At 48.1% G+C, this 20,398-nt stretch carries 16 protein-coding genes; 15 read left to right on the top strand and 1 reads right to left on the bottom strand.

Features of this window, described 5'->3' with window-relative positions:
• Positions 1 to 7 precede the first annotated feature (7 nt).
• Both AOU00_RS01570 and AOU00_RS01565 read left to right on the top strand, forming a co-directional pair.
• Positions 8 to 841, top strand: a complete 834-nt coding sequence (locus tag AOU00_RS01570; RefSeq protein ID WP_069289760.1) for an ABC transporter permease — start codon at positions 8 to 10, stop codon at positions 839 to 841.
• Between the two features lie 153 nt (positions 842 to 994).
• Positions 995 to 1,951 carry an aromatic acid exporter family protein gene (locus tag AOU00_RS01565; protein WP_023989050.1) on the top strand — a complete coding sequence of 319 codons (957 nt, stop codon included), beginning with the start codon at positions 995 to 997 and terminating at the stop codon, positions 1,949 to 1,951.
• 21 nt (positions 1,952 to 1,972) lie between these two features.
• Here the strand turns inward: AOU00_RS01565 and AOU00_RS01560 are convergent, their stop codons facing one another.
• Complete coding sequence (locus tag AOU00_RS01560; protein ID WP_069289759.1) at positions 1,973 to 3,289, bottom strand: amino acid permease; 1,317 nt, start codon at positions 3,287 to 3,289, stop codon at positions 1,973 to 1,975.
• A gap of 115 nt (positions 3,290 to 3,404) precedes the next feature.
• Between AOU00_RS01560 and AOU00_RS01555 the strand changes: the two genes are divergently transcribed.
• The 13 genes from AOU00_RS01555 (at position 3,405) to hflX (ending at position 20,367) form a co-directional block, all read left to right on the top strand.
• Positions 3,405 to 4,301 carry a LysR family transcriptional regulator gene (locus AOU00_RS01555; RefSeq protein ID WP_069291993.1) on the top strand — a complete coding sequence of 299 codons (897 nt, stop codon included), beginning with the start codon at positions 3,405 to 3,407 and terminating at the stop codon, positions 4,299 to 4,301.
• Positions 4,302 to 4,427: 126 nt separating this feature from the next.
• Complete coding sequence (locus tag AOU00_RS01550; RefSeq protein WP_061831597.1) at positions 4,428 to 4,985, top strand: outer spore coat protein CotE; 558 nt, start codon at positions 4,428 to 4,430, stop codon at positions 4,983 to 4,985.
• Positions 4,986 to 5,109: 124 nt separating this feature from the next.
• On the top strand, positions 5,110 to 6,342 hold the full coding sequence (locus AOU00_RS01545) for a putative amidoligase domain-containing protein (protein ID WP_069289758.1): 1,233 nt from the start codon (positions 5,110 to 5,112) through the stop codon (positions 6,340 to 6,342).
• Positions 6,343 to 6,452: 110 nt separating this feature from the next.
• Positions 6,453 to 9,272, top strand: coding sequence for a DNA mismatch repair protein MutS (gene mutS / locus AOU00_RS01540; RefSeq protein WP_061832025.1), 2,820 nt, complete (start codon positions 6,453 to 6,455; stop codon positions 9,270 to 9,272).
• Positions 9,273 to 9,336: 64 nt separating this feature from the next.
• Entirely contained in the window at positions 9,337 to 11,511 is a 2,175-nt protein-coding gene (gene mutL / locus AOU00_RS01535) for a DNA mismatch repair endonuclease MutL (RefSeq protein ID WP_069289757.1), read from the top strand.
• A 12-nt stretch (positions 11,512 to 11,523) separates the two neighbouring features.
• Positions 11,524 to 12,372 carry a class I SAM-dependent methyltransferase gene (locus AOU00_RS01530; RefSeq protein ID WP_069289756.1) on the top strand — a complete coding sequence of 283 codons (849 nt, stop codon included), beginning with the start codon at positions 11,524 to 11,526 and terminating at the stop codon, positions 12,370 to 12,372.
• Positions 12,356 to 13,336 carry a tRNA (adenosine(37)-N6)-dimethylallyltransferase MiaA gene (miaA, locus tag AOU00_RS01525; RefSeq protein WP_069289755.1) on the top strand — a complete coding sequence of 327 codons (981 nt, stop codon included), beginning with the start codon at positions 12,356 to 12,358 and terminating at the stop codon, positions 13,334 to 13,336. The genes AOU00_RS01530 and miaA overlap by 17 nt, the downstream gene beginning before the upstream one ends.
• Positions 13,337 to 13,356: 20 nt before the next feature.
• Entirely contained in the window at positions 13,357 to 13,602 is a 246-nt protein-coding gene (gene hfq, locus AOU00_RS01520; protein ID WP_023989043.1) for an RNA chaperone Hfq, read from the top strand.
• Positions 13,603 to 13,792: 190 nt separating this feature from the next.
• Entirely contained in the window at positions 13,793 to 16,453 is a 2,661-nt protein-coding gene (locus AOU00_RS01515) for a PBP1A family penicillin-binding protein (protein ID WP_069289754.1), read from the top strand.
• A 165-nt stretch (positions 16,454 to 16,618) separates the two neighbouring features.
• The gene (locus AOU00_RS01510) at positions 16,619 to 17,176 is read left to right on the top strand and encodes a ribonuclease FAU-1 family protein (RefSeq protein WP_069289753.1); all 558 of its coding nucleotides are present in this window, start codon (positions 16,619 to 16,621) and stop codon (positions 17,174 to 17,176) included.
• A complete protein-coding gene (locus AOU00_RS01505; RefSeq protein ID WP_069289752.1) occupies positions 17,173 to 17,868 on the top strand; it encodes a YdcF family protein in 696 nt (231 codons plus the stop codon). Before AOU00_RS01510 ends, AOU00_RS01505 begins: the two co-directional genes overlap by 4 nt.
• 115 nt (positions 17,869 to 17,983) lie before the next feature.
• Positions 17,984 to 18,967: an AAA family ATPase gene (locus tag AOU00_RS01500; RefSeq protein ID WP_025718768.1), complete on the top strand. Its 984-nt coding sequence runs from the start codon at positions 17,984 to 17,986 to the stop codon at positions 18,965 to 18,967.
• A gap of 113 nt (positions 18,968 to 19,080) precedes the next feature.
• The gene (hflX, locus tag AOU00_RS01495) at positions 19,081 to 20,367 is read left to right on the top strand and encodes a GTPase HflX (protein ID WP_013310577.1); all 1,287 of its coding nucleotides are present in this window, start codon (positions 19,081 to 19,083) and stop codon (positions 20,365 to 20,367) included.
• The last annotated feature ends 31 nt before the right edge of the window (positions 20,368 to 20,398 follow it).

Below are 20,398 nucleotides of genomic sequence, written 5' to 3'. Positions count from 1 at the left end.
TTAACGTATGAAGGACGAAGCGGATCAGCTTGAGCAACGTTGGATTCAAGGACTACATCAGGCGTATTTACGCAGCAGGCGTTCGCAACGATGGTTAGTGACAGGTGTGCAGACAGCTATTTTACTGCTTTTGTTTGTGCTATGGGAAATTGCAGGCCGTTTGAAGTGGATTGATGTACTACTATTCAGCTATCCGAGCAAAATTTTTACCCAGATCGGCAAGGATGCGGTCAGTGGTGAATTATGGGGACATGTAGGTGTCACCGTGGGAGAGACGATGGCGGGTTTTTTACTCGGTACACTGTTAGGTACGTTGCTGGCTGTACTTATTTGGTGGTCACCGTTTTTGTCGAGGGTGCTTGATCCCTATATGGTCGTGTTCAACAGTATGCCTAAGGTGGCGCTAGGTCCAATTTTTATCGTCATGTTTGGGGCGGGATTTACTGCTATCCTAATGACAACCCTCTCCATTACGGTCATCATTACGACACTAGTCGTATACAACAGCTTTCAGGAAGTCGATTCGAATCTGATCAAAGTGGTTCGCACGTTTGGCGGATCACGCCGTGATACGTTTCAAAAGGTGATTTTACCTGCATCCTTTCCTGCAATCGTCTCTACGCTGAAAGTGAATGTCGGTATGGCATGGGTTGGTGTGATTGTTGGTGAATTTCTGGTGGCTAAAAACGGCTTAGGCTATTTGATTATCTATGGTTTTCAGGTATTCAATTTCACGCTGGTTATGTCCAGTTTGTTGATCATTGCTGTCGTAGCTACACTGATGTATCAGGCGGTCGTGTATGTGGAGCATCGCCTGCTTTCGGATCGTCCTCATCGGTAATAATAAAATTTCTGAACATTTGTGTAAAACGTGAAAATAAAGTACCATGAAAAATGAAAATACTTAAAATTTATGAAAATAAGCATTATGCATAAATTTCGAATTGTGCAAAATGCTGAAACAGATTTCATCTAGAGAGGACAGAATTTTTTCATGGGCTTTCGTACGATTAAAACGGCTATTGCCGCATTAATGGCCGTACTTATTGCGGAGGGTTTTGGCATTCATGGAGCCACCTCAGCAGGGCTTTTAGCGATTTTGGGGGTGGATGTCACACGCAAGAGAAGTCTCCGTACCATTTCGGCGAGATTTTTTGCATCCGTCGTGGGGCTTCTTTTTGCTTGTGTTTTGTTTGTGGTATTCGGATTCCATGATTGGGTACTGGCATTATATATTTTAACGGCGTTTCCAGTCATTGTACGGGTGGGGTTTAAAGAAGGGATCGTCACCGGTTCGGTCGTTGTTTTTCGCGTATTCAGCGGCGGCGTGATTGATATGGAGGTACTGCTGACCCAGCTAGCTCTGCTAGTGATTGGACTGGGTTCCGCGATGATTGTCAATTTAGCCTATATGCCGGGTTCTGATAATACAATGCAGCAAATTCGGCAGGAGGTGGATCGGACATTTTCTGTTATATTCAGAAATATGGCCAATACGCTGCGTAGTCCAGCATACATATGGGATGGCAAGGAAGTTATTGAAGCGAACAGCGTGATAGCCAAAGGGGTTACTGAGGCGGGGCGTTCCTTGGAAAATCAGATGCTTCGTCCCCAAGAGGGCTGGAATGTGTATTTTTATATGCGAAAAGAACAGCTGGATTCGATCCAAAACATGATGCAGTTGATCGCACAAATGTATCAGCATATGCCGCAGGCCAAGCTTCTGGCCGAGCTGTTCGACCAGCTTAGCAATGACGTTTTGGCTGGACATTATACGGGACAGACCGAGAAGCTGCTAGAGCAGGTTCGTGAAGAATTTAAAGCCATGGAGCTTCCCGCAACCCGGGAGGAATTTGAGATTCGCTCGGCATTATTGCAGCTCACACATGAGCTTCATCAGTATTTGAAAATTGCGAAAAAGGACAAGGCCCCTACTCCAGTGAAAAACTAGAGTAAAGGCCTTGAGCGGCTACTATCCATGACGGACAGTAGCCTTTTCCTGTTCAGTAATGGTAGAAGTCGGAAGATTCAAAGTCCGTTTGTGCCGAATTCGGTCTGTGATCCATAAGACAGCGGTGATCAGGCAAGGGTACAGCATAGCCCATCCGACAAAGGGGAAAACGATCGCCGTAGAAATGAACGATATCCAGCTAATGGCTACGCCCCAGCGACTACCACGTAGAAGCTTAATTCCTGCTGCACATCCGCCGAGATAGGTCAGAATAAAGGTGGCGTTCGGGAATTGAATCAGGTTAGTGAGTGAAACAGCACCACTACCGTACAACACCATAATGATCACAAAGCACACGCTAAGAAAAGCAATGCCTCCGATAGGGGTATGGAAACGTTGCGATAACCTGCCCATCCAGCGAAAGGCCTGTCCTTGCCGCGATAAAGCATAAGCGACACGTGAAGCGGCACCAACATAAGCAATAATAGTAGCGGTACAAATAAAGATACCCGTCAAGCCAGCAATTATCGCGCCCCACGGCCCTATAGCTCGACTAATCACCCATACGAGTGAAGCATCCGAATCCCCCGCAAGGTAACTTTGTGTGCCCACAGTAGCCAGCGCAGTTAAGAAATAAAGCAAACCGACAATGACGGCTGCAATGGTCACACCTCTAACGGCCGCCCGCTGGGGATTGGTGAATTCCTCTGACATATGGGACACGGCCTCCCAGCCGATAAAGCACCAAAACAGAATCGCAGCCGCTTGACCGATGGAGAGCCAGCCATGTGGAACAAACGGGGTGAAGTGGACTGTTTTCATCTGAGGAAGTGCTGCGGCAATGGCGAATATAAGGACGGCAACGATAGCTATGACGACTGCGATCTGAATACGTCCCGCGACCTTCATGCCGATCCAGTTGATGATCAGGCCCACCGCCAGCATAGCAGCGGCTAACATTATGCGGCTTTCCTCTCCCCAGCCCATGGCTGCGGTCATATAGCCGGCTCCAGTGAGTGCGGCAACAGGTGCTCCGATCGGAACCGACATGAGAAAAAACCACCCGATATAAGCACCGGCACGTGGGGAAAAGGCCAACGTGACAAAGTGCGATACCCCTCCCGCATTCGGGAATTTGGCAGATAGAAGCCCCATGGAAAGTGCCATTGGCAGGATGAGCAGGGTCATAAAACCCCATGCCAGCAGCGATGCCGGCCCCGCCATTTGGGCAGCAAGACCAGGCACAATCAATATCCCCGAACCCAGTACAGCTCCGATATAGAGAGCAATGGCCTGTGGAAGACCAATGGTGGATTGAAGTTTACTTTCATTTGTCATGCAGAAAAGCCTTCTTTCTCTTGTTATTTTCTCCAGCTTATCAGATAATCAATCTATCGGAAAAACGGAATATAACGATTGCTTGCATCGGAAAAACCGATTGAAGGAGCGGATTATGGAATCGCGGCATTTGTTTACCTTTTTAAATGTAGTTGAGGCAGGCAGTTTTACGCGAGCAGCGCGTATACTGGATTATGCACAGTCGAGTATCACTGCTCAAATTCAAGCGCTAGAGACAGAGTTGGGTACGCCGCTTTTTGATCGCATTGGCAAAAAAATCATGCTGACGGATGCCGGACGACGTCTGCTGCCCTATGCGCAGGAAATTTCCAAGATGCATGCTATGGCTAAGGATGCACTTCGTTCAGAAACAGAATTGGCGGGCACGCTGAAAATAGGAGCACCAGAGTCTCTGGCCGCTTTTCGTCTACCGAGTCTAATCCGTGAATACAGGGAACGGTATCCGAAGGTTAAAATTGTCCTTAAACCCGGCGAATGCTGGGAATTACGCGATTTGATCCGTTCTGGTGAGCTGGATTTGGCTTTTTTGCTTCAGCCTGAGACGGAGGATAGAGAATTGAATGTCACCACGCTTATTCACGAGCCGATGGCCTTGGTAGCGCCACTTATGCATTCGCTGGTTACCTATAGCCGGGTAGAGCCTGCCGACTTGAAGGACGAAACCATTTTGCATACGGAGGCAGGATGTACGTACCGTATCCTTTTTGAGCAGTATTTGAATAAACACGGAATTTTTTCAGACCCTAGCCTAGAATTTTGGAGTATTGAAGCCATCAAGCAGTGTGTCATGGCTGGATTGGGTATAGCGCTGCTTCCGCTGGTAACGGTACAAAATGAGCTGCGAGAAGGTAAAATGGCGCGTTTAGCCTGGGATGACAGTGAACAGCAGGTGGCTACTCAGGTCGCTTATCACACGAAAAAGTGGAAATCTCCGGCTCTTAGCGAATTTTTACAGATCGTTGAGCAGCATGTAACACATTGGCGTGCATGAGTTCAAGCCATCGCGGCATATGCTTATACAAATAATATTTTTTCCTTTTCGCCTATTCACTCAACATTCGCCCACAACCTGCATACATATGTATGGAATGATTGATTGTATGGAGGAGGTTCAAGAATGGCATTAAGTCATAAAAATCGTAGAGAGATTATTACCAAAGCGATCTGTGGTAAAGGTCGCAGATTCTCTACCGTAACCCATACCGTAACTCCGCCGAATAATCCAACGAGCATTTTAGGGGCATGGATTATTAACCACCAGTATGAAGCTGTGGCGGCGGGGGACGGCATTGAGGTCGTCGGGACGTATGATATCAATATTTGGTACTCATACGATAAAAACTCGCAGACCGATGTGGCCAAGGAAACGGTGTCGTACGTAGAAAATGTGCCGCTCTCGTATCTTGATCCGAAGCACCGGGCGTCTACAGTGGAAGTATCCGCCGAAGCTACACAGGAGCCGAGTTGTGTCGAGGCCAGTGTGTCTTCTGGAGGTGGCAGCGTAATGATCCGGGTCGAGCGGGAATTTGCGGTGGAGCTGGTGGCGGAAACGAAGATTGTTGTAGAAGTATTCCCGAATGGTAGCAGCGATGATTTTGAAAAAGACTTTGATTTTGGAGCGGAAGAGGGGGACTATGAGGAGCTCGACCCCGACCTCATTGACGACGAGCTCTGACAGAAGTAACCAAAAAGAGGGCCGCTTTACTCTTTGCGCCGGCTGATTCTGCGCAGGGGGCAAAGGCCCTCCTTTTTTGTTGTTGTGGGTTGAAATCCGTACGTAGTCCGTAGGGGGGAATACGATGCAGCAGCCGGGACAGGCGCTCATACGCTTCAGACAGATGTCCAATGATGAAAAAAAACGTAGACTGGAGCGTTCAGGCATAGCGGTGCAGTGGATGGATAGCAGCCTTGCAGATTTTGCGATAGGCTACGCGGTGCAAATCCATCAACTGCGAGTGTTGGAAATTCGTAGACGTGCCATCGAGGGACCTTCCAAAGTCCGCGCACACGATCTATCTGAGCTGGATCAACATTCACCGCTCTATGTCCGGATGGAGCGGCTGGCTGTACGTGCGTTGTACACACTGGGTTTGGACAGTGGTGAGGTGGTACTGACGCCGCTGGGGGAGCGCAGCTGCCAGGTGCGCGAAGTCTCGGCACAGCCATGGCTGAACGATAGACGTTTGGCCACGCTATATGAAATTGCTGCGCGCGAAGGGGATATTGAGGGTGAGAATCTTTCAGCGGAACGAGGGAGAGATCGACTACTCATCGGAATGGACCCTGAATTTGTGCTGGTTCGTATGCCAGAGGGACGGGTCGTTCCGGCATCAAGATATTTGGGTCGTCTCGGCATAGCCGGCTGCGATGCTGTTACCCGCCGGGGACGAACACTGTATCCAGTCGCTGAGCTTCGTCCTGCGCCAAGTGGAGATCCGGCCCATCTGCTTAAGCATCTGCGTCAAGCTTTTGCAACCGCAGCCCGGCGCATTGCTGACCGCACACTCATCTGGCAGGCGGGGGGGATGCCGCAACCGGGTTTTCCGCTGGGCGGACACCTGCACTTCAGCGGGGTTTCGCTAAACGGTGCCTTGCTCCGGGCACTGGATAACTATTTGGCACTGCCTTTGGCGCTACTGGAAGACAAGCGTGCGGCCCGGCGCAGACCGCATTATGGCAATTTGGGTGATTTTCGCCGTCAGTCGTATGGAGGCTTTGAATATCGTACACTGCCCAGTTTTCTTATTTCGCCACAGCTGGCGAAAGGTGTGATTGGAATGGCGTTTCTCATTGCTTCTCAATATCCGCGTTTGCAACGTAGGCCGCTGGGTCAGGAGGAGGCTCACAGAGCCTTTTATGAAGGAAATCAATCTGTGCTTAAGGAGTATATGGAACCTCTTATTTTGGATATGGTTTCACTGGAAATATACTCGCAATATGAAGCTTATGTAGCGCCATTGCTGGACAGCCTCCGCAAGGGGAAACAGTGGGATGAATCAAGGGATTTGCGCCCATATTGGAAGCTTACGTAAAATCAAGTGTCGACACCAGGAACGGTTTCATGTTATCGACTGTCATTTTTGATATAATGAGAGATAATTATAAGTTTAAACGGAACAAAGTGTGGGGGTTAGTGAACGGTATGTCCAAATATACACCGATGATTGAGCAGTATTTATCCATAAAAGAGCAGGCTAAAGATGCATTTTTGTTTTTCCGTCTGGGAGATTTTTACGAGATGTTTTTCGATGATGCAATTCTTGCATCCAAGGAGCTGGAAATTACACTTACGGGTCGTGAGGGTGGCGCCACGGAAAAAATTCCGATGTGCGGCGTGCCTTATCATTCAGCTGAAAATTACATACAGCGTCTCATTGAGAAGGGTTATAAGGTGGCCATCTGTGAGCAAATGGAGGAAGCCTCAGCTACGAAGGGGATGGTGCGGCGGGATATTGTCCGCGTTGTGACCCCGGGAACGGTAATGGAAGGCAAGGTGCTGGGTGACAAATCCAACAACTACATGGTATGTGTCACAGAGACGGACGGGATGCTGGCGCTTGCGGCGTGTGACTTGTCAACAGGTGAATTGTATGTGACCTCTGTGCCTGATTCGAAAGAATGGCTACTAGATGAAATTAACATTTATGAGCCTTCCGAAATGTTGGGAGATGGTCATCTGCTGGATTTTGTGACATCCCGTATGTCCCCCGTTGGACGGCGTGTTGTGTATACGGCCTGGGACAAATCCAAGGATGATCTGGTTCGGGATCAATTTGGGGAAGCCACGTGGGCAAGGCTTACGGAGGAACGCAGACGGTGCGTATCGCGCTTGATTTCCTATTTGAATGAAACGCAAAAAAGATCGTTAGGCCAATTGACCCAAATCTCGGTATATGAGCCAAACCATTTTATGATTCTGGATCCATTTACCCGCAGGAATCTGGAACTGGTGGAGACGGTACGGGAACGCTCCAAGAAAGGCTCGCTGCTGTGGCTGTTGGACCGCACAGAGACTTCCATGGGAGCCCGTCTGTTGCGTCGTTGGATTGACAAGCCACTGTTGAGCAGCAGTCTTATTGAGGAACGCTTGGAGGCGGTGGACAAGCTATACCACCAGTTTATTTTCCGAGAGGATGTACGTGCTCAGCTTAAAGAGATTTACGATCTGGAGCGTCTAGTTGGGCGGATCGCCTTTGGTAGTGCTAATGCACGTGATCTGATCGCCCTCAAGCTGTCGCTGGCCCAAATTCCTTCTTTACGCGAGCTGTGTGCTGGATCTCCTTCGAAGACGCTGAGACGGATTGCACAAACGCTGGATAGCTGTACAGACCTGTGTGCGTTGATTGAGGAAGCGGTGGCGGATGAACCGCCAATTTCCGTAAGGGATGGAGGTCTTATTAAGGAAGGCTACCATCAGCGTCTGGACGAACTGCGCGAGGCGAGTGTGAACGGTAAGCGTTGGATCGCTGAGCTAGAGGCCAAGGAACGTGCAGCAACCGGCATTCGGTCACTTAAAATTGGATACAACAAAGTATTTGGTTATTATATCGAGGTGACCAAATCCAATTTGGCTTCATTACCAGAAGGTCGATATGAACGCAAACAGACGTTGGCGAATGCGGAACGGTATATCACACCTGAGTTGAAGGAAAAGGAATCTCTAATTCTGGAAGCCGAGGATAAAATGGTTGATCTGGAGTACACGCTTTTCTCCGAGCTTCGCAGTAAACTGAACGCTGAAATTCCACGTTTGCAAAAGCTGGCAGAGCAAGTGGCTGAAATTGATGTGTATCAGTCGCTGGCATCGGTTAGTGCGGAACGGGGATTCGTGAAACCTGAGCTGACTACAGGATATGATTTCGTAGTGGAGCAGGGACGCCATCCCGTGGTGGAAGCCGTAATGAAAGATGGCGGTTTTATCGCCAACAGCACGGTGTTGGAGGAAGGCGATGCGCATATTCTACTTATCACCGGGCCGAACATGGCTGGGAAAAGTACGTATATGCGTCAGGTTGCGCTTATTGCAATTATGGCTCAAATTGGCTGCTTTGTCCCAGCTGCACGTGCCAAGGTGCCGATGCTGGATCGCATTTTTACACGGATCGGCGCGGCGGATGATCTCATCGGTGGGCAGAGTACGTTTATGGTCGAAATGGCAGATATCCAAGTAATGACGGACAAGGCAACTCCGCGAAGCTTGATCATTATTGATGAACTGGGACGAGGTACGTCCACTAGTGAAGGGATGGCAATTGCACAGGCAGTCATCGAATTTGTCCATGACACGATCGGCTGTAAGGCGCTGGTATCCACGCATTTCCATGAGCTGGCGCATTTGGAGCAAGGCCTGTCTTCGCTGCGAAATTACTCTATGGCCGTGCAGGAAAGCGGCGACAAGGTGAATTTCCTACGCAAGCTCATACCGGGAGCGGCTAGCAGTAGCTATGGCATTTATTGTGCTCGGCTTGCAGGCTTGCCCAATAACATTATTGAGCGAGCGAATGGACTGCTGAATGGTTTTGAACAGGCAGCAGCTCAAGTAACGGCAGGTACCGAGATAGTAGTAGGAGGGAAGGAAGGGACTGATCTTCGTACAGTTTCAGAGACGGAAGATATTTCTTCTTTGACCGAATATAATTCAGGCCAGACATTGCGAGAAAGCGGAGAAACTGCATCATCAACTCAGTCTTTATCACAGCAGGCCACCCTGGTAAAAGAAGATACTCTACAGACTGTGGAGGATTCCAGCAGGTTGGAGCAAGGAGCAACCGAAGTGGTACAGCTGTCCATTTTCGGAGAGCAGGAGCTTGCCGCCTCCAAGCCCCATGCAGAGACAGTAGAGACTAATCCGATTGTGCGCCAAATTTTGCGCAAGGTGAAAAATGCTGATGTCATGAATATGACTCCTTTACAGGCAATGCAGCTGTTAAATGATCTTAAAAACAAGGCCAATGGCCTGTAGTTAAAATAAGTGACATTTATTCCTATTTTTCATCACACTTTGAAGTCAGGAGGAGGTTAAAAGGATGTCTAAAATTCGGGTACTGGATGAACATATTGCGAACCAGATTGCTGCCGGTGAGGTCGTGGAACGTCCAGCCTCCGTCGTGAAGGAGCTGGTGGAAAATGCGATTGATGCAGGCGGTACGCGGGTGGACGTATGGGTAGAAGAAGGCGGTCTGCAAAGTATCCGGGTGACGGATAATGGAAGTGGCATTGAGCCTGAGGATGTGGAGACGGCATTCTATCGGCACGCGACAAGCAAAATTGGACATGGTCGCGACCTGTTTCAGATCACAAGTCTCGGCTTTCGGGGAGAGGCGTTGCCAAGTATAGCGGCTGTATCGAAAGTAGAGCTGCTTACAGCAGCCGGAGATGACGGGCGTGCCCGTAAATTGGTGATTGAGGGCGGCAAGCTGGTGCTTCACGAGGATGCCGCTAGCAGGCAAGGGACGGATTTTACCGTACGGGAGCTGTTCTATAATACACCTGCACGGCTGAAATATATGAAAACAATCCAGACCGAGCTGGGACACATTTCGGATGTATTGTACCGAATGGCGCTTTCGCACCCTGAGGTTGCCTTCACATTGCGGCATAATGGCAATACATTGTTGCAAACGCTGGGTAATGGTGATTTGCTCCAGGTGATTGCCGCTATTTATGGAACTTCTGCGGCGAAGTCCATGCTGCTGCTGGAAGGAGAGAGCCTCGATTACCGAATTAGCGGCTATATCAGCCGCCCAGAGTGGACCAGATCGAATCGGAATGCGATATCGACGGTAGTGAATGGACGTTTTGTGCGTAGCTACGGGCTTAATCAGGCGTTGCTCAAGGCGTATCATACCTTATTGCCGATCAATCGTTTTCCGCTGGCTGTGATCCAACTGGAAATGCATCCTTCTTTGGTGGATGTTAACGTTCATCCTGCCAAGCTGGAGGTAAGGTTCAGCAAAGAAGCTGAACTGTTTCAGTTGGTCGAGGATTCGGTAAAAGCTGTTTTAGGGCAGCAAGTGCTGATTCCGAAGGCAGTCAAGCGCGAGATCGGTGGCAAGGACAGTGGCTCGTTTGTGCAGGAGCAGTTTCACTTCTTGAAGGGAAATGGTGCGGAAGGGGATGCTCCTTCCGGCAAAGACCGGGGGGGAGCACTGCCACTTTCCGTGACCTCGCCGGAGAACCAGGTACCGGGCCAATCCAATTACTTGAACAGAAACGAAGAGAATAATAGAGGTAGCCAGGAGCGTGAGCAACGTCCGAGCAGGGATAGCCTCTCAGCCATTGGACGGGCAAACAACCTTTCAGGTAAAAGTATTAGTGATGATGAACTGGATGCAGATTTTGTGGAAGAAAACAACGGGAGTGAAGTTAGAGGGGACGTGCCGCTCCCTGATGGAGCGACTGTACAGTCGTCCGAAGGAGATAATGCTGCAATAGGCACATCTTCTTTATACAGTGGAGGGATAAAGGAAACGGCTGCTTCTGCTGCTTACCCATCTTCTGTGCCGCCGATTGAAGGACACGCTACGGATTCCCGTCATTTCGCGGATCAGAAGCCTCGCCAGCAACGTCTGAATGCAGAGCAATTGGCAGCGGTGTCGGGAGAAGTTCCAGAGTTGCCCACTTTTCCTGAACTGAATTTAATCGGTCAGCACCACGGGACATATCTGATTGCACAGAACGACCAGGGCTTGTATTTAATTGATCAACATGCCGCACATGAACGAGTCAATTATGAATTTTATTATGAAAAATTCGGTAATCCCGAGTCAGTATCGCAGGAATTGCTACTGCCAATTACACTGGATTTTACGCCTTCCGAGACAGAAAAGTTGAAAACAAGGCTGCACTGGTTTGAGCAGGCGGGGGTGTATTTGGAGCATTTTGGCGGTCAAACTTTCCGTGTCAGCTCTTACCCGTACTGGCTTCCCCAAGGGGAAGAAGCGGATGTTATTGAGGAAATGGCCGGATGGGTGCTCGAGGAAAGAGCCATTGATCTTGCAAAGCTGCGGGAAGCAGCCTCAATCATGTGCTCCTGCCGGGCTTCGATTAAGGCAAACCAGAAGCTGACTGACCGACAGGCTAGCGTGCTGCTAGAGCGTTTGGCAGCATGCAAACAACCATATACTTGCCCTCATGGGCGACCTATTGTGGTTTCCTTTTCCACATATGATTTAGAGAAGCTGTTTAAAAGAGTAATGTAAGGGAGTATATATATGTTGCAGGATCGGGAAAACCATGAAGAAGAGCGGTCGAGGCTACGGGAGAAGAAAGTCGAATTACTGGTCACGACAGGAGATTCCCCCTCGGCTGAGGTTGTGGAGCGAGCGAAGCTGCTTGCAGCCGAGTTAGGGGTGTTGTATGCCCCTCGTCGTGGCATATCGGTAGCTAAGCTAATCGCGGTTCACAGAGTCCGCCAAGCATTGGTTCTGGTGCAGGGCGGAGTGAGACTGATCAGCCCAGAACAATCACCGATGGTTTTTCATCCGAGTATGGGCTTCATTCGCGCCAAACGGGTATTAAAGGGTGAACCTGACCCGATGTTGACGGCTGCCCGGCTCGTCCCGGGTGATACTGTACTGGATTGCACCGCAGGACTTGGTACGGATTCTCTTCTATTTTCAATTGGAACGGGAAGCTCTGGACAAGTCACGGCTGTGGAGAGTTCTTTCCCCGTCTATGCTTTAATCAAGGATGGAATGAGGCATTACCGTTCCGGCAACGCTGAAGTAGATCAGGCTTTTTCCAACATTGACGTTCGTTTTGGTCATCATTTGGACTATTTGCGCAGTTTGCCGGATCGCAGTATAGATATTATTTATTTTGACCCTATGTTTCGTGATCCGTTGCTCGATTCCAGCGCAATCGGTCCATTGAGAGGGTTGGCTAATCCAGAGGCGTTGAATGAGGAAAGTATTGTTCATGCGAAACGGATTGCACGAAAAACAATTGTATTAAAAGAAAAACGGGGTAGCGGGGAATTTGCCCGCCTCGGCTTCCGTGTAGAGCAGCGGGGCACAACGAAAACAGTGTACGGAGTGATTGATATTGACAGTGGCACCTAAGCCTAAACTACTTGTTCTTGTTGGCCCGACTGCGGTTGGCAAGACGAAACTAAGCATCGAGATGGCTCGACAATTTGACGCGGAAATTATTTCCGGGGATTCCATGCAGGTATACCGTCATATGGACGTTGGAACTGCCAAAATTTCCGAACAGGAAATGGAAGGAATCAAGCACCATTTAATTGATATTCATGAGCCTGAATACCCATATTCAGTAGCCCAATTTCAGGAAGACTGTCGTCGTCTCATACCTGATATTCAATCTAGAGGAAAGCTACCGTTTATCGTAGGCGGAACAGGTTTATATGTAGAATCAGTCTGCTATGAATACCAGTTTTCCGAGGTGGGGGCTGACGAAGCTTTTCGTCAGGAACAGCTTGACTATGCCGAACAGTTTGGAGCTGACGCGCTTCATGCGCGACTACAGGCGGTTGATCCCGAAAGTGCACTTCGTCTGCATCCTAATGATCGTCGTCGTGTCGTTCGGGCACTGGAAATTTACCATGTTAGCGGAACGACACTTAGCTCTCAACTTGCCAGTCAAAAAAAGGAATCTCCCTACCAACTCTGCATCGTAGGTTTGACAATGGATAGGCAAATGCTATATAAACGTATTGAAGACCGAATTGACGGGATGCTCGATCAAGGGCTTGTTGCTGAGGTAACCTCCTTAATGGAACGGGGAGTGCGAAGCGATGCCATCTCCATGCAAGGTCTAGGCTATAAAGAGATATCCTCCTACCTGCGGGGAGAGGTGTCTTTGGAAGAGGCGGTGACTTGGCTAAAACGGGATACGCGTCATTTTGCGAAGCGACAGCTCTCGTGGTTTCGCCATATGAAGGATATCCAGTGGGTAGATGTCACTGATTTCGGAAATTTTTCTGCTCATGCAGCCCGAATACACGAAATTATAGCAGGAAAGTTCCGGACAGACCTTGAATATACTTCAAAACAATCCAAATGATTATTGGGGGTACGGCTAAAATGAACAAGTCCATTAATATCCAAGATACGTTTCTGAATCAATTGCGCAAGGATTCTATACCTGTAACGGTATACCTCATCAATGGATTTCAAGTGCGAGGGACGATTAAAGCATTTGACAATTTTACGATTGTTATCGACTCGGATGGAAAGCAACAGCTGATTTACAAGCATGCCATCTCCACCTTTACACCGCAACGCAATGTATCGCTTGTACAGCAACAGGATAACGCTAGCGATAACTGATTACGGCTTGACGGTCGCCCGGGTTCATGAAACTTTTCAGGCGTCCGTCTCGTCTAACTGTATAGGAATGTGACCGGGAGCAACCTGATCAGGGTTGTTCTTTTCATTCCGTTTACTTTCATGCTGCCAACAGCAAGCTTTAGGCTTATGTTAGGTATCATATGATTATTCGCGAAAGGGAGTCAGGGGAATGCCAAACGATTCATTGTCCAGATCCGGCAATCGCAATAGAAACACATCTAAAGAGAAGCCGAAGGGCAAGAAAAAGAAAATAACAGGTAAGCGAGTGGGGTGGACGCTATTTATTACAGCGGCCTTAGCCATATTCTGTGCACTTGGTGGATATTTATTTGTCATGGTTAATGGCGAAAAAATTTACAAAGCCAACAAAGACAAAATTACAGTGAACGAGACATCGAAGGTTTATGACCGCAACGGTGTGCTCATGGGTGAGTTGTCTGTGCAAAAAAGCGATCCTGTTAAAAGTGAAGAAATACCAGACCTACTGAAAAAAGCTTTTGTGGCGACAGAGGATAAACGGTTTTATGAGCATCAAGGTGTTGATATTTGGTCTATCGGTCGGGCGGCCGTAAAGGATATCGTGGCTCGTTCGGCAGTGGAGGGCGGCAGCACACTAACTCAGCAGCTAGCCAAAAACTTGTTTTTGACACGTGACAAAACCTTTTTCCGTAAAGCGACCGAGGTATCCATCGCAATGGCGCTGGAGCGGAATTTGACTAAAGAAGACATCATTACACTATATCTGAACCGGATTTGGTTTGGACGCTCGTATTCTGGAATTAAGGCAGCGTCGGAAGGCTATTTTGGTGTATCAGACTTAAACAAATTAAAATTGTGGCAGGTTGCTACACTGGCAGCTATTCCGAAAGGGCCATCCAAGTATAATCCGATCAGTAACCCGGAGAACTCGAAGGCACGACGTGCGGTGGTTCTCCAGCTGATGTTTGAGCAAGGGATGATTGGAAAGCAAGAGATGGAAGAGGCCAAGGCTGTAAATTACAATTACAAACAACCAGAAAAAGTTCAAAAGTATCAAAATTTTATGGAATACGTCATGGATGAGGCAGAGGATGCACTGCCAGGAGTTAGCGGCAATGATTTGATTATTGGTGGTTATAAGATTCATACGACAATGGATGCCCAGGCCCAAAATGCGCTGGATCAGGCGATGGCAGATGATGACATGTTCGAAAAAAGTCCTGACGATCAGCCTGTTCAAGCCTCGATGGTCATTATTAACAACCAAACAGGTGGAATTGCCGCGATGGCACCCGGACGAGATTATAAAAAGGGAACCTTCAATCGTGCGACACAGAGCCGCAGACAGCCAGGATCGGCTTTCAAGCCGATTGTAGCCTATGCGCCAGCTCTTGAATCCGGTAAATTTACGATGGATACCCCTTTGAGTAACGAACGCCAGAGTTTTAACGGATACAGTCCGAAAAACTTGCATGGTTACTCGTCGACCATCAGCATGCTCGATGCCATTACGAAGTCTGAAAATATTCCGCCTGTATGGTTGCTGAACCAAATCGGTGTGGAAAAAGGGGTTCAATTTGCCGAGAGCGTAGGCATTCCGATGGACAAAAATGATCACTCACTTGCTATCGCATTGGGTGGATTAAGCAAAGGAACGAATACCCTTGAAATGGCGCAGGCCTACAGCGCTTTTGCCAATAAAGGACAATTCCAAAAGGCTTATTCCATTAAACAAATTAATAATAGTGATGATCAGGTAGTTTATACTCATGAAGAGGAATCTAAATCTGTAATGAGTGAAAAAACGGCTTATGAAATGACACAAATGATGCAAAATGTAGTCAATAGCGGCACAGGTCGCAAAGCACGTATTGACTGGCCTGTAGCTGGTAAAACGGGTACGACCCAAAGTGGAATTAGCGGTAACAGTGGTAACCGGGACATCTGGTTTGTCGGCTATACGCCAGAATATACCGGAGCAGTATGGATGGGTTATGATAAGCCGGACAGCAAACATATGCTCAGAAACTACAGTGGGCAGTCGGCAGCCTTTTTCGGAAGGGTCATGGGTGAAGCTCTCAAGGGGCATCCGGTTACGCAATTCAGCGAGCCGAAGGGATATGAACCACCAGTTGAGCAGAAGCCAGAAGAGCCGGTTCAGGCTACCGCTCCAAGCGGGCTGAGCGGGTCTTATAGTCAGGACACCCAAATTGTATCGTTGTCCTGGACTGCGGCGACGGGGGATAATGTACAATACCGTGTGTATCGCAAAGGGACTTCTGATGCAGGCTTTGCAACAATCATGGAGGCCATGAAGGGCACGAGTGGTGAAGATACGTCTCCTATAGCTGGAAACACGTATGAATATTATGTAGTGGCTTATGGAGCGGATGGTAAAGAATCCGAGGCTTCTAATACGATCCGTGTGGAAATTCCGGCAGAGACTACTCCGGTTGATCCACAACAAGGGACTGATCCAAACGAGAATGGAACCTTACCGGATAATGGCGGGGCTACAGACGGACAAAACGGTACAGATCAGGGAAATACAGCTCCTGGCGGTATCGACAACAATAATGGCTCAGGTCAGGTTCCGGCATCTCCTGGAGATACTAGTGGGAATGGTGCTGGAGGCACAGGTAACAATAATAGCAATTCCGGCAATGGAAACGATACAAATCAGGGAAATGGTCAGACTACTACACCGGATGCAGGTATTTCTGATGAAGATACTATGGTAAATCCAGAAAATACGGATGCATCTACGACTGAAGTCACAACGGATGGAACTCAAGAAGGCAATTCTAACGGTCATTCGAACTCCAATCGTGGACGTCACAATCGGGATTAGCAAGTATTGCTTTATGTAAGTTGAATTTGCTTCAAATCAAAGGTATTTTCGGACCGTTTCACGGTCTGAGAATACCTTTTTTTGCTTTAGTAAAGGGGTTCTTTTTGAGTGTACAGTTTAAATATGGTAAGCTGGTTTTACCAATGTTGGAGAGGAACATCATTTATGAAGCGCAAATTCGGAGACCGGGCCAACTGGCGCAGAATCACCAATCGCAAGTTTGCTTGCCGGTATGTAGAAAGTGACGCGTTTACAGGATATGTGACCCTGTATACAATTTTGAGTCTCAAGGAGCCGTTATGGAAAAGTTACGGTGGTCATACGTTTTGCATAGCCGATAAAGGATATTCCTGGCTACAATATTATCCAAAAGGTGAGTACTATGTGGTGACTGCTATGTTTGACAACCGAGAGCAAATCGTTGAATGGTACATTGATACCTGCCGAAATCAGGGTGTGACCGATCAAGGAGTCCCATGGTTTGACGATTTGTATTTGGATGTTGTGGTGCTTAAAAACGGTGAAATCTTCCTAGTGGATGAGGATGAATTGGAGGAGGCGTTACAACGGGGGCATATCTCAACGCAAGAGGCAGAATTGGCTAACCGTACAGCGGCTGATGTGTTACATCAGATAGATGCCCACGTGTTCCCCTATTTTAAAATGTCGCTGAAACACCGGGCAGAATGGTTTCACAACGGTGATTTCAAGAGAGAACGGTGAAAGTTTTGCAGTGGATTAAAGACACTAGGCCCAAACGCCCTGAGTTGAAAAGCGGGCAGAGTCGCCTTAAGAAGATATCTATGGTATCCAAGCGTCTTGTACTTTGTTTGATGATTTTCATTTTGGTCGGATTGGTATGGGCAGGTATCCGAGTGTGGGACATGAATACAGCCGCCTCTACCACTCCGCTCAAGCAAGTGCAAATTGGAATCGTACTAGGTGCTTCTATGTGGGGGGCTGTGCCCAGTCCTGGATTGAAGGAAAGGCTGGAAGAAGCCTTGCGCTTATACCGCAACGGGACGGTACAGCGTCTAATTGTAAGTGGGGGACTGGATAAACCAGATTTTCCGTATACGGAGGCTGAGGGCATGCAACGCTATTTGGTAGATAGGGGGGTCCCTGTACAGCATATTGTGTTGGAAAACCATGCGACCAGTACTTACGAAAATCTGCTCTATAGCCAGCGCATCATGAATGAATATGGATGGACCTCCACCGTGATCATCACACATAGCTATCATGGCCCTCGGGCGATGGAGATTGCTCAATTCTTGAAATTTGATCATCCTCAGATGGCTCTGACGGAATCCAAAGTGCTGAATATGCCAATTCATCAATCAAGAGAAGTATTGGCATACGCTAAATGGACGCTGCAACGGTGGTGGATCAGCGCTCAAACTTGGGTTGCCTGAATTAAAGAAAAGGCTTTGTGCACGTTCCCGTTGCTTTTATGCTAATAAGGACATGCCAGACCGAATACATTAGTAGGGTAAGCTGTGCCTGAAGAAATGTTGAGGTGATGGATGCATGAACGGACGGGGAATCGCCGCGGGCAAGCGGTCGGAGGAGAGACCTTCCAGACAAATTAATGTCGTGCTGCGTAGCCCGGAGCCGATAGCTTCGGTGACTGTGGACGAGACGGAAGCAGTGGCTTCAACCAAGTCACAGGCGCTACCGCAGTATCTCAGTCTTTATCAGGAAATTCAGAAAGAACTCGATCATCTCGTCGGCTTGGATAACATCAAAGACCTGGTATTTGAGGTATATGCCTTTTTGCAAATCGCCCATATGCGCACGGATGCGGGATTATTGAGCAATGCACACGTATATCACATGATTTTCAAAGGAAATCCAGGTACAGGCAAAACGACAGTAGCCCGCATTATCGCTAAAATGCTGCAAAAAATGGGTGTACTGAGCAAAGGTCATCTGATTGAGGTAGAGAGGGCTGATCTGGTCGGTGAGTATATTGGCCATACGGCACAAAAAACGCGAGATCTGGTAAAGAAATCTCTTGGCGGCGTGTTGTTCATTGATGAGGCTTACAGTTTGGCACGCGGAGGGGAAAAGGATTTTGGAAAAGAAGCGATTGATACCTTGGTAAAGTCCATGGAAGACCAAAAAAATCAATTTATTTTGATTCTCGCTGGATACTCGGGGGAAATGGACTTTTTTCTACGAACAAATCCTGGTCTTCCTTCTCGCTTTCCAATCCAGTTGGATTTTCCTGATTATACTGTGGATCAGCTTATCCAAATTTCCGAGATGATGGCCAAGGAGCGGGATTATATTCTCATGCCTCAGTCCATAATTAAAATGAAGGAGCATTTGCTAAACGAGCGTAATGACAGTCTTCATGCATTTAGTAATGCACGATATGTTCGTAACGTGATTGAAAAAGCGATTCGGCACCAAGCTGTCAGGTTGCTCAATCAGTACCGGAGCGGGCAACCTGGCAAACAGGAATTGATGACGCTGCGTCCAGAGGATTTGAAAATGGACAAAAGATAGGCGATAATAGGAATCTGAATCACATCGAATGGTATGACATCGAGCGGGGGCCGGCCTGAACATCAGGTCGGTCTCTGTTCGAGAGTTGACATGAATATAAAGGAGCAAACAATATGGCGAACTCCACTCATGATACACAAACCGAAATGCAGGACAAGGCGGTACTGGTCAGTCTAATTACGGATGAAGTCAAACGATCTGGCATCAATACGGAATACTCGTTGGATGAGCTGGTGAAACTGGCTGAGACAGCGGGAGTTGAAGTATTGAGCGTCCTGACACAGAATAAGGAAGCTAAGGATTCAAAATGGTTTATTGGCAAAGGAAAAGTAGAGGAATTGCGCGCAGTTGCTGAAGAATTGGGAGCGAATACAGCTATTTTTGATCAGGAGCTCTCGGGGGCCCAAGTACGGAATCTGGAAGAAAGTCTGGATCTCAAAATTATTGACCGGACACAATTGATTCTGGACATTTTTGCACAACGTGCAAAAACACGGGAAGGTATTATTCAGGTTGAACTGGCGCAGTTGTCATATTTACTTCCACGTTTGTCTGGACATGGCAAAAATCTCTCGCGTCTCGGTGGTGGAATCGGAACACGTGGTCCTGGTGAAAGCAAGCTGGAGACAGACCGCCGTCATATTCGTGATCGAATCAGTGATCTGAAACGCCAACTGGAGGAAGTGACCCGCCACCGGTATTTGCACAGGGAGCGCAGGCAAAAGAGCGGCATTGTACAGGTGGCACTTGTTGGCTATACCAATGCGGGCAAATCGACGCTGTTGAAGCAACTGACAGCAGCCGATGTATATATTGAGAATCAACTGTTTGCGACGCTGGATCCTACCTCCAGAACAATGGAGCTACCGAGTGGAAAAGAAGTTATTCTTACGGATACGGTGGGTTTTATCCAAAATCTTCCTCATGATTTGGTTGCTTCCTTCCGGGCTACTTTGGAGGAGGCGAATGAGGCTCATCTCATTTTGCATGTCGTGGATGCTTCCTCGGATATGCGAGACGAACAGATGAAAGTTGTAGAGACGATCTTGCAGCAGCTAGGGGCTGCGGACAAGCCTCAGATCGTATTATTTAACAAAAAAGATGCCTGTACCCCTGAGCAACTGGAAATGCTTCCTTCTGGGGAGGGCTATTTGAAAATTAGCGCTTTTGATGAAGGCGATTTGCTGCGCATTCGTGAACTGATTCAAGAGCATTTGAGCGGTGATACGCTGAGATTCCGCATTCCTGCGGAACGTGGGGATTTAACCTCGGTGCTTTATCGAATAGGAGATGTACTGCTGACAGAGTATGATGGAAATGATGTCATTTATGAGGTTGAAATTCAAAGAGGCGAGTACGAAAAGTATGGTCATGCACTCAGCGAGTTCACAGAAGGTTAACATGTAATGATGTTTTTGGGTCAATAAAATG

Origin of the sequence: Paenibacillus polymyxa (assembly GCF_001719045.1) — a bacterium.
GTDB lineage: Bacteria > Bacillota > Bacilli > Paenibacillales > Paenibacillaceae > Paenibacillus > Paenibacillus polymyxa_B.
This window is presented reverse-complemented; position numbering and strand designations above follow the sequence as displayed.

What these genes read in the sequence shown, in the direction of transcription:
- AOU00_RS01545 (WP_069289758.1), top strand. Translation starts at nt 5,110, where the DNA reads ATGCAGCAGCCGGGACAGGCGCTCATACGCTTCAGACAGATGTCCAAT.
- AOU00_RS01560 (WP_069289759.1), bottom strand. Translation starts at nt 3,289, where the DNA reads ATGACAAATGAAAGTAAACTTCAATCCACCATTGGTCTTCCACAGGCC.
- hfq (WP_023989043.1), top strand. Translation starts at nt 13,357, where the DNA reads ATGAACAAGTCCATTAATATCCAAGATACGTTTCTGAATCAATTGCGC.
- AOU00_RS01555 (WP_069291993.1), top strand. Translation starts at nt 3,405, where the DNA reads ATGGAATCGCGGCATTTGTTTACCTTTTTAAATGTAGTTGAGGCAGGC.
- AOU00_RS01515 (WP_069289754.1), top strand. Translation starts at nt 13,793, where the DNA reads ATGCCAAACGATTCATTGTCCAGATCCGGCAATCGCAATAGAAACACA.
- AOU00_RS01550 (WP_061831597.1), top strand. Translation starts at nt 4,428, where the DNA reads ATGGCATTAAGTCATAAAAATCGTAGAGAGATTATTACCAAAGCGATC.
- hflX (WP_013310577.1), top strand. Translation starts at nt 19,081, where the DNA reads ATGGCGAACTCCACTCATGATACACAAACCGAAATGCAGGACAAGGCG.
- AOU00_RS01500 (WP_025718768.1), top strand. Translation starts at nt 17,984, where the DNA reads ATGAACGGACGGGGAATCGCCGCGGGCAAGCGGTCGGAGGAGAGACCT.
- AOU00_RS01570 (WP_069289760.1), top strand. Translation starts at nt 8, where the DNA reads ATGAAGGACGAAGCGGATCAGCTTGAGCAACGTTGGATTCAAGGACTA.
- mutS (WP_061832025.1), top strand. Translation starts at nt 6,453, where the DNA reads ATGTCCAAATATACACCGATGATTGAGCAGTATTTATCCATAAAAGAG.
- AOU00_RS01510 (WP_069289753.1), top strand. Translation starts at nt 16,619, where the DNA reads ATGAAGCGCAAATTCGGAGACCGGGCCAACTGGCGCAGAATCACCAAT.
- mutL (WP_069289757.1), top strand. Translation starts at nt 9,337, where the DNA reads ATGTCTAAAATTCGGGTACTGGATGAACATATTGCGAACCAGATTGCT.
- AOU00_RS01565 (WP_023989050.1), top strand. Translation starts at nt 995, where the DNA reads ATGGGCTTTCGTACGATTAAAACGGCTATTGCCGCATTAATGGCCGTA.
- AOU00_RS01530 (WP_069289756.1), top strand. Translation starts at nt 11,524, where the DNA reads ATGTTGCAGGATCGGGAAAACCATGAAGAAGAGCGGTCGAGGCTACGG.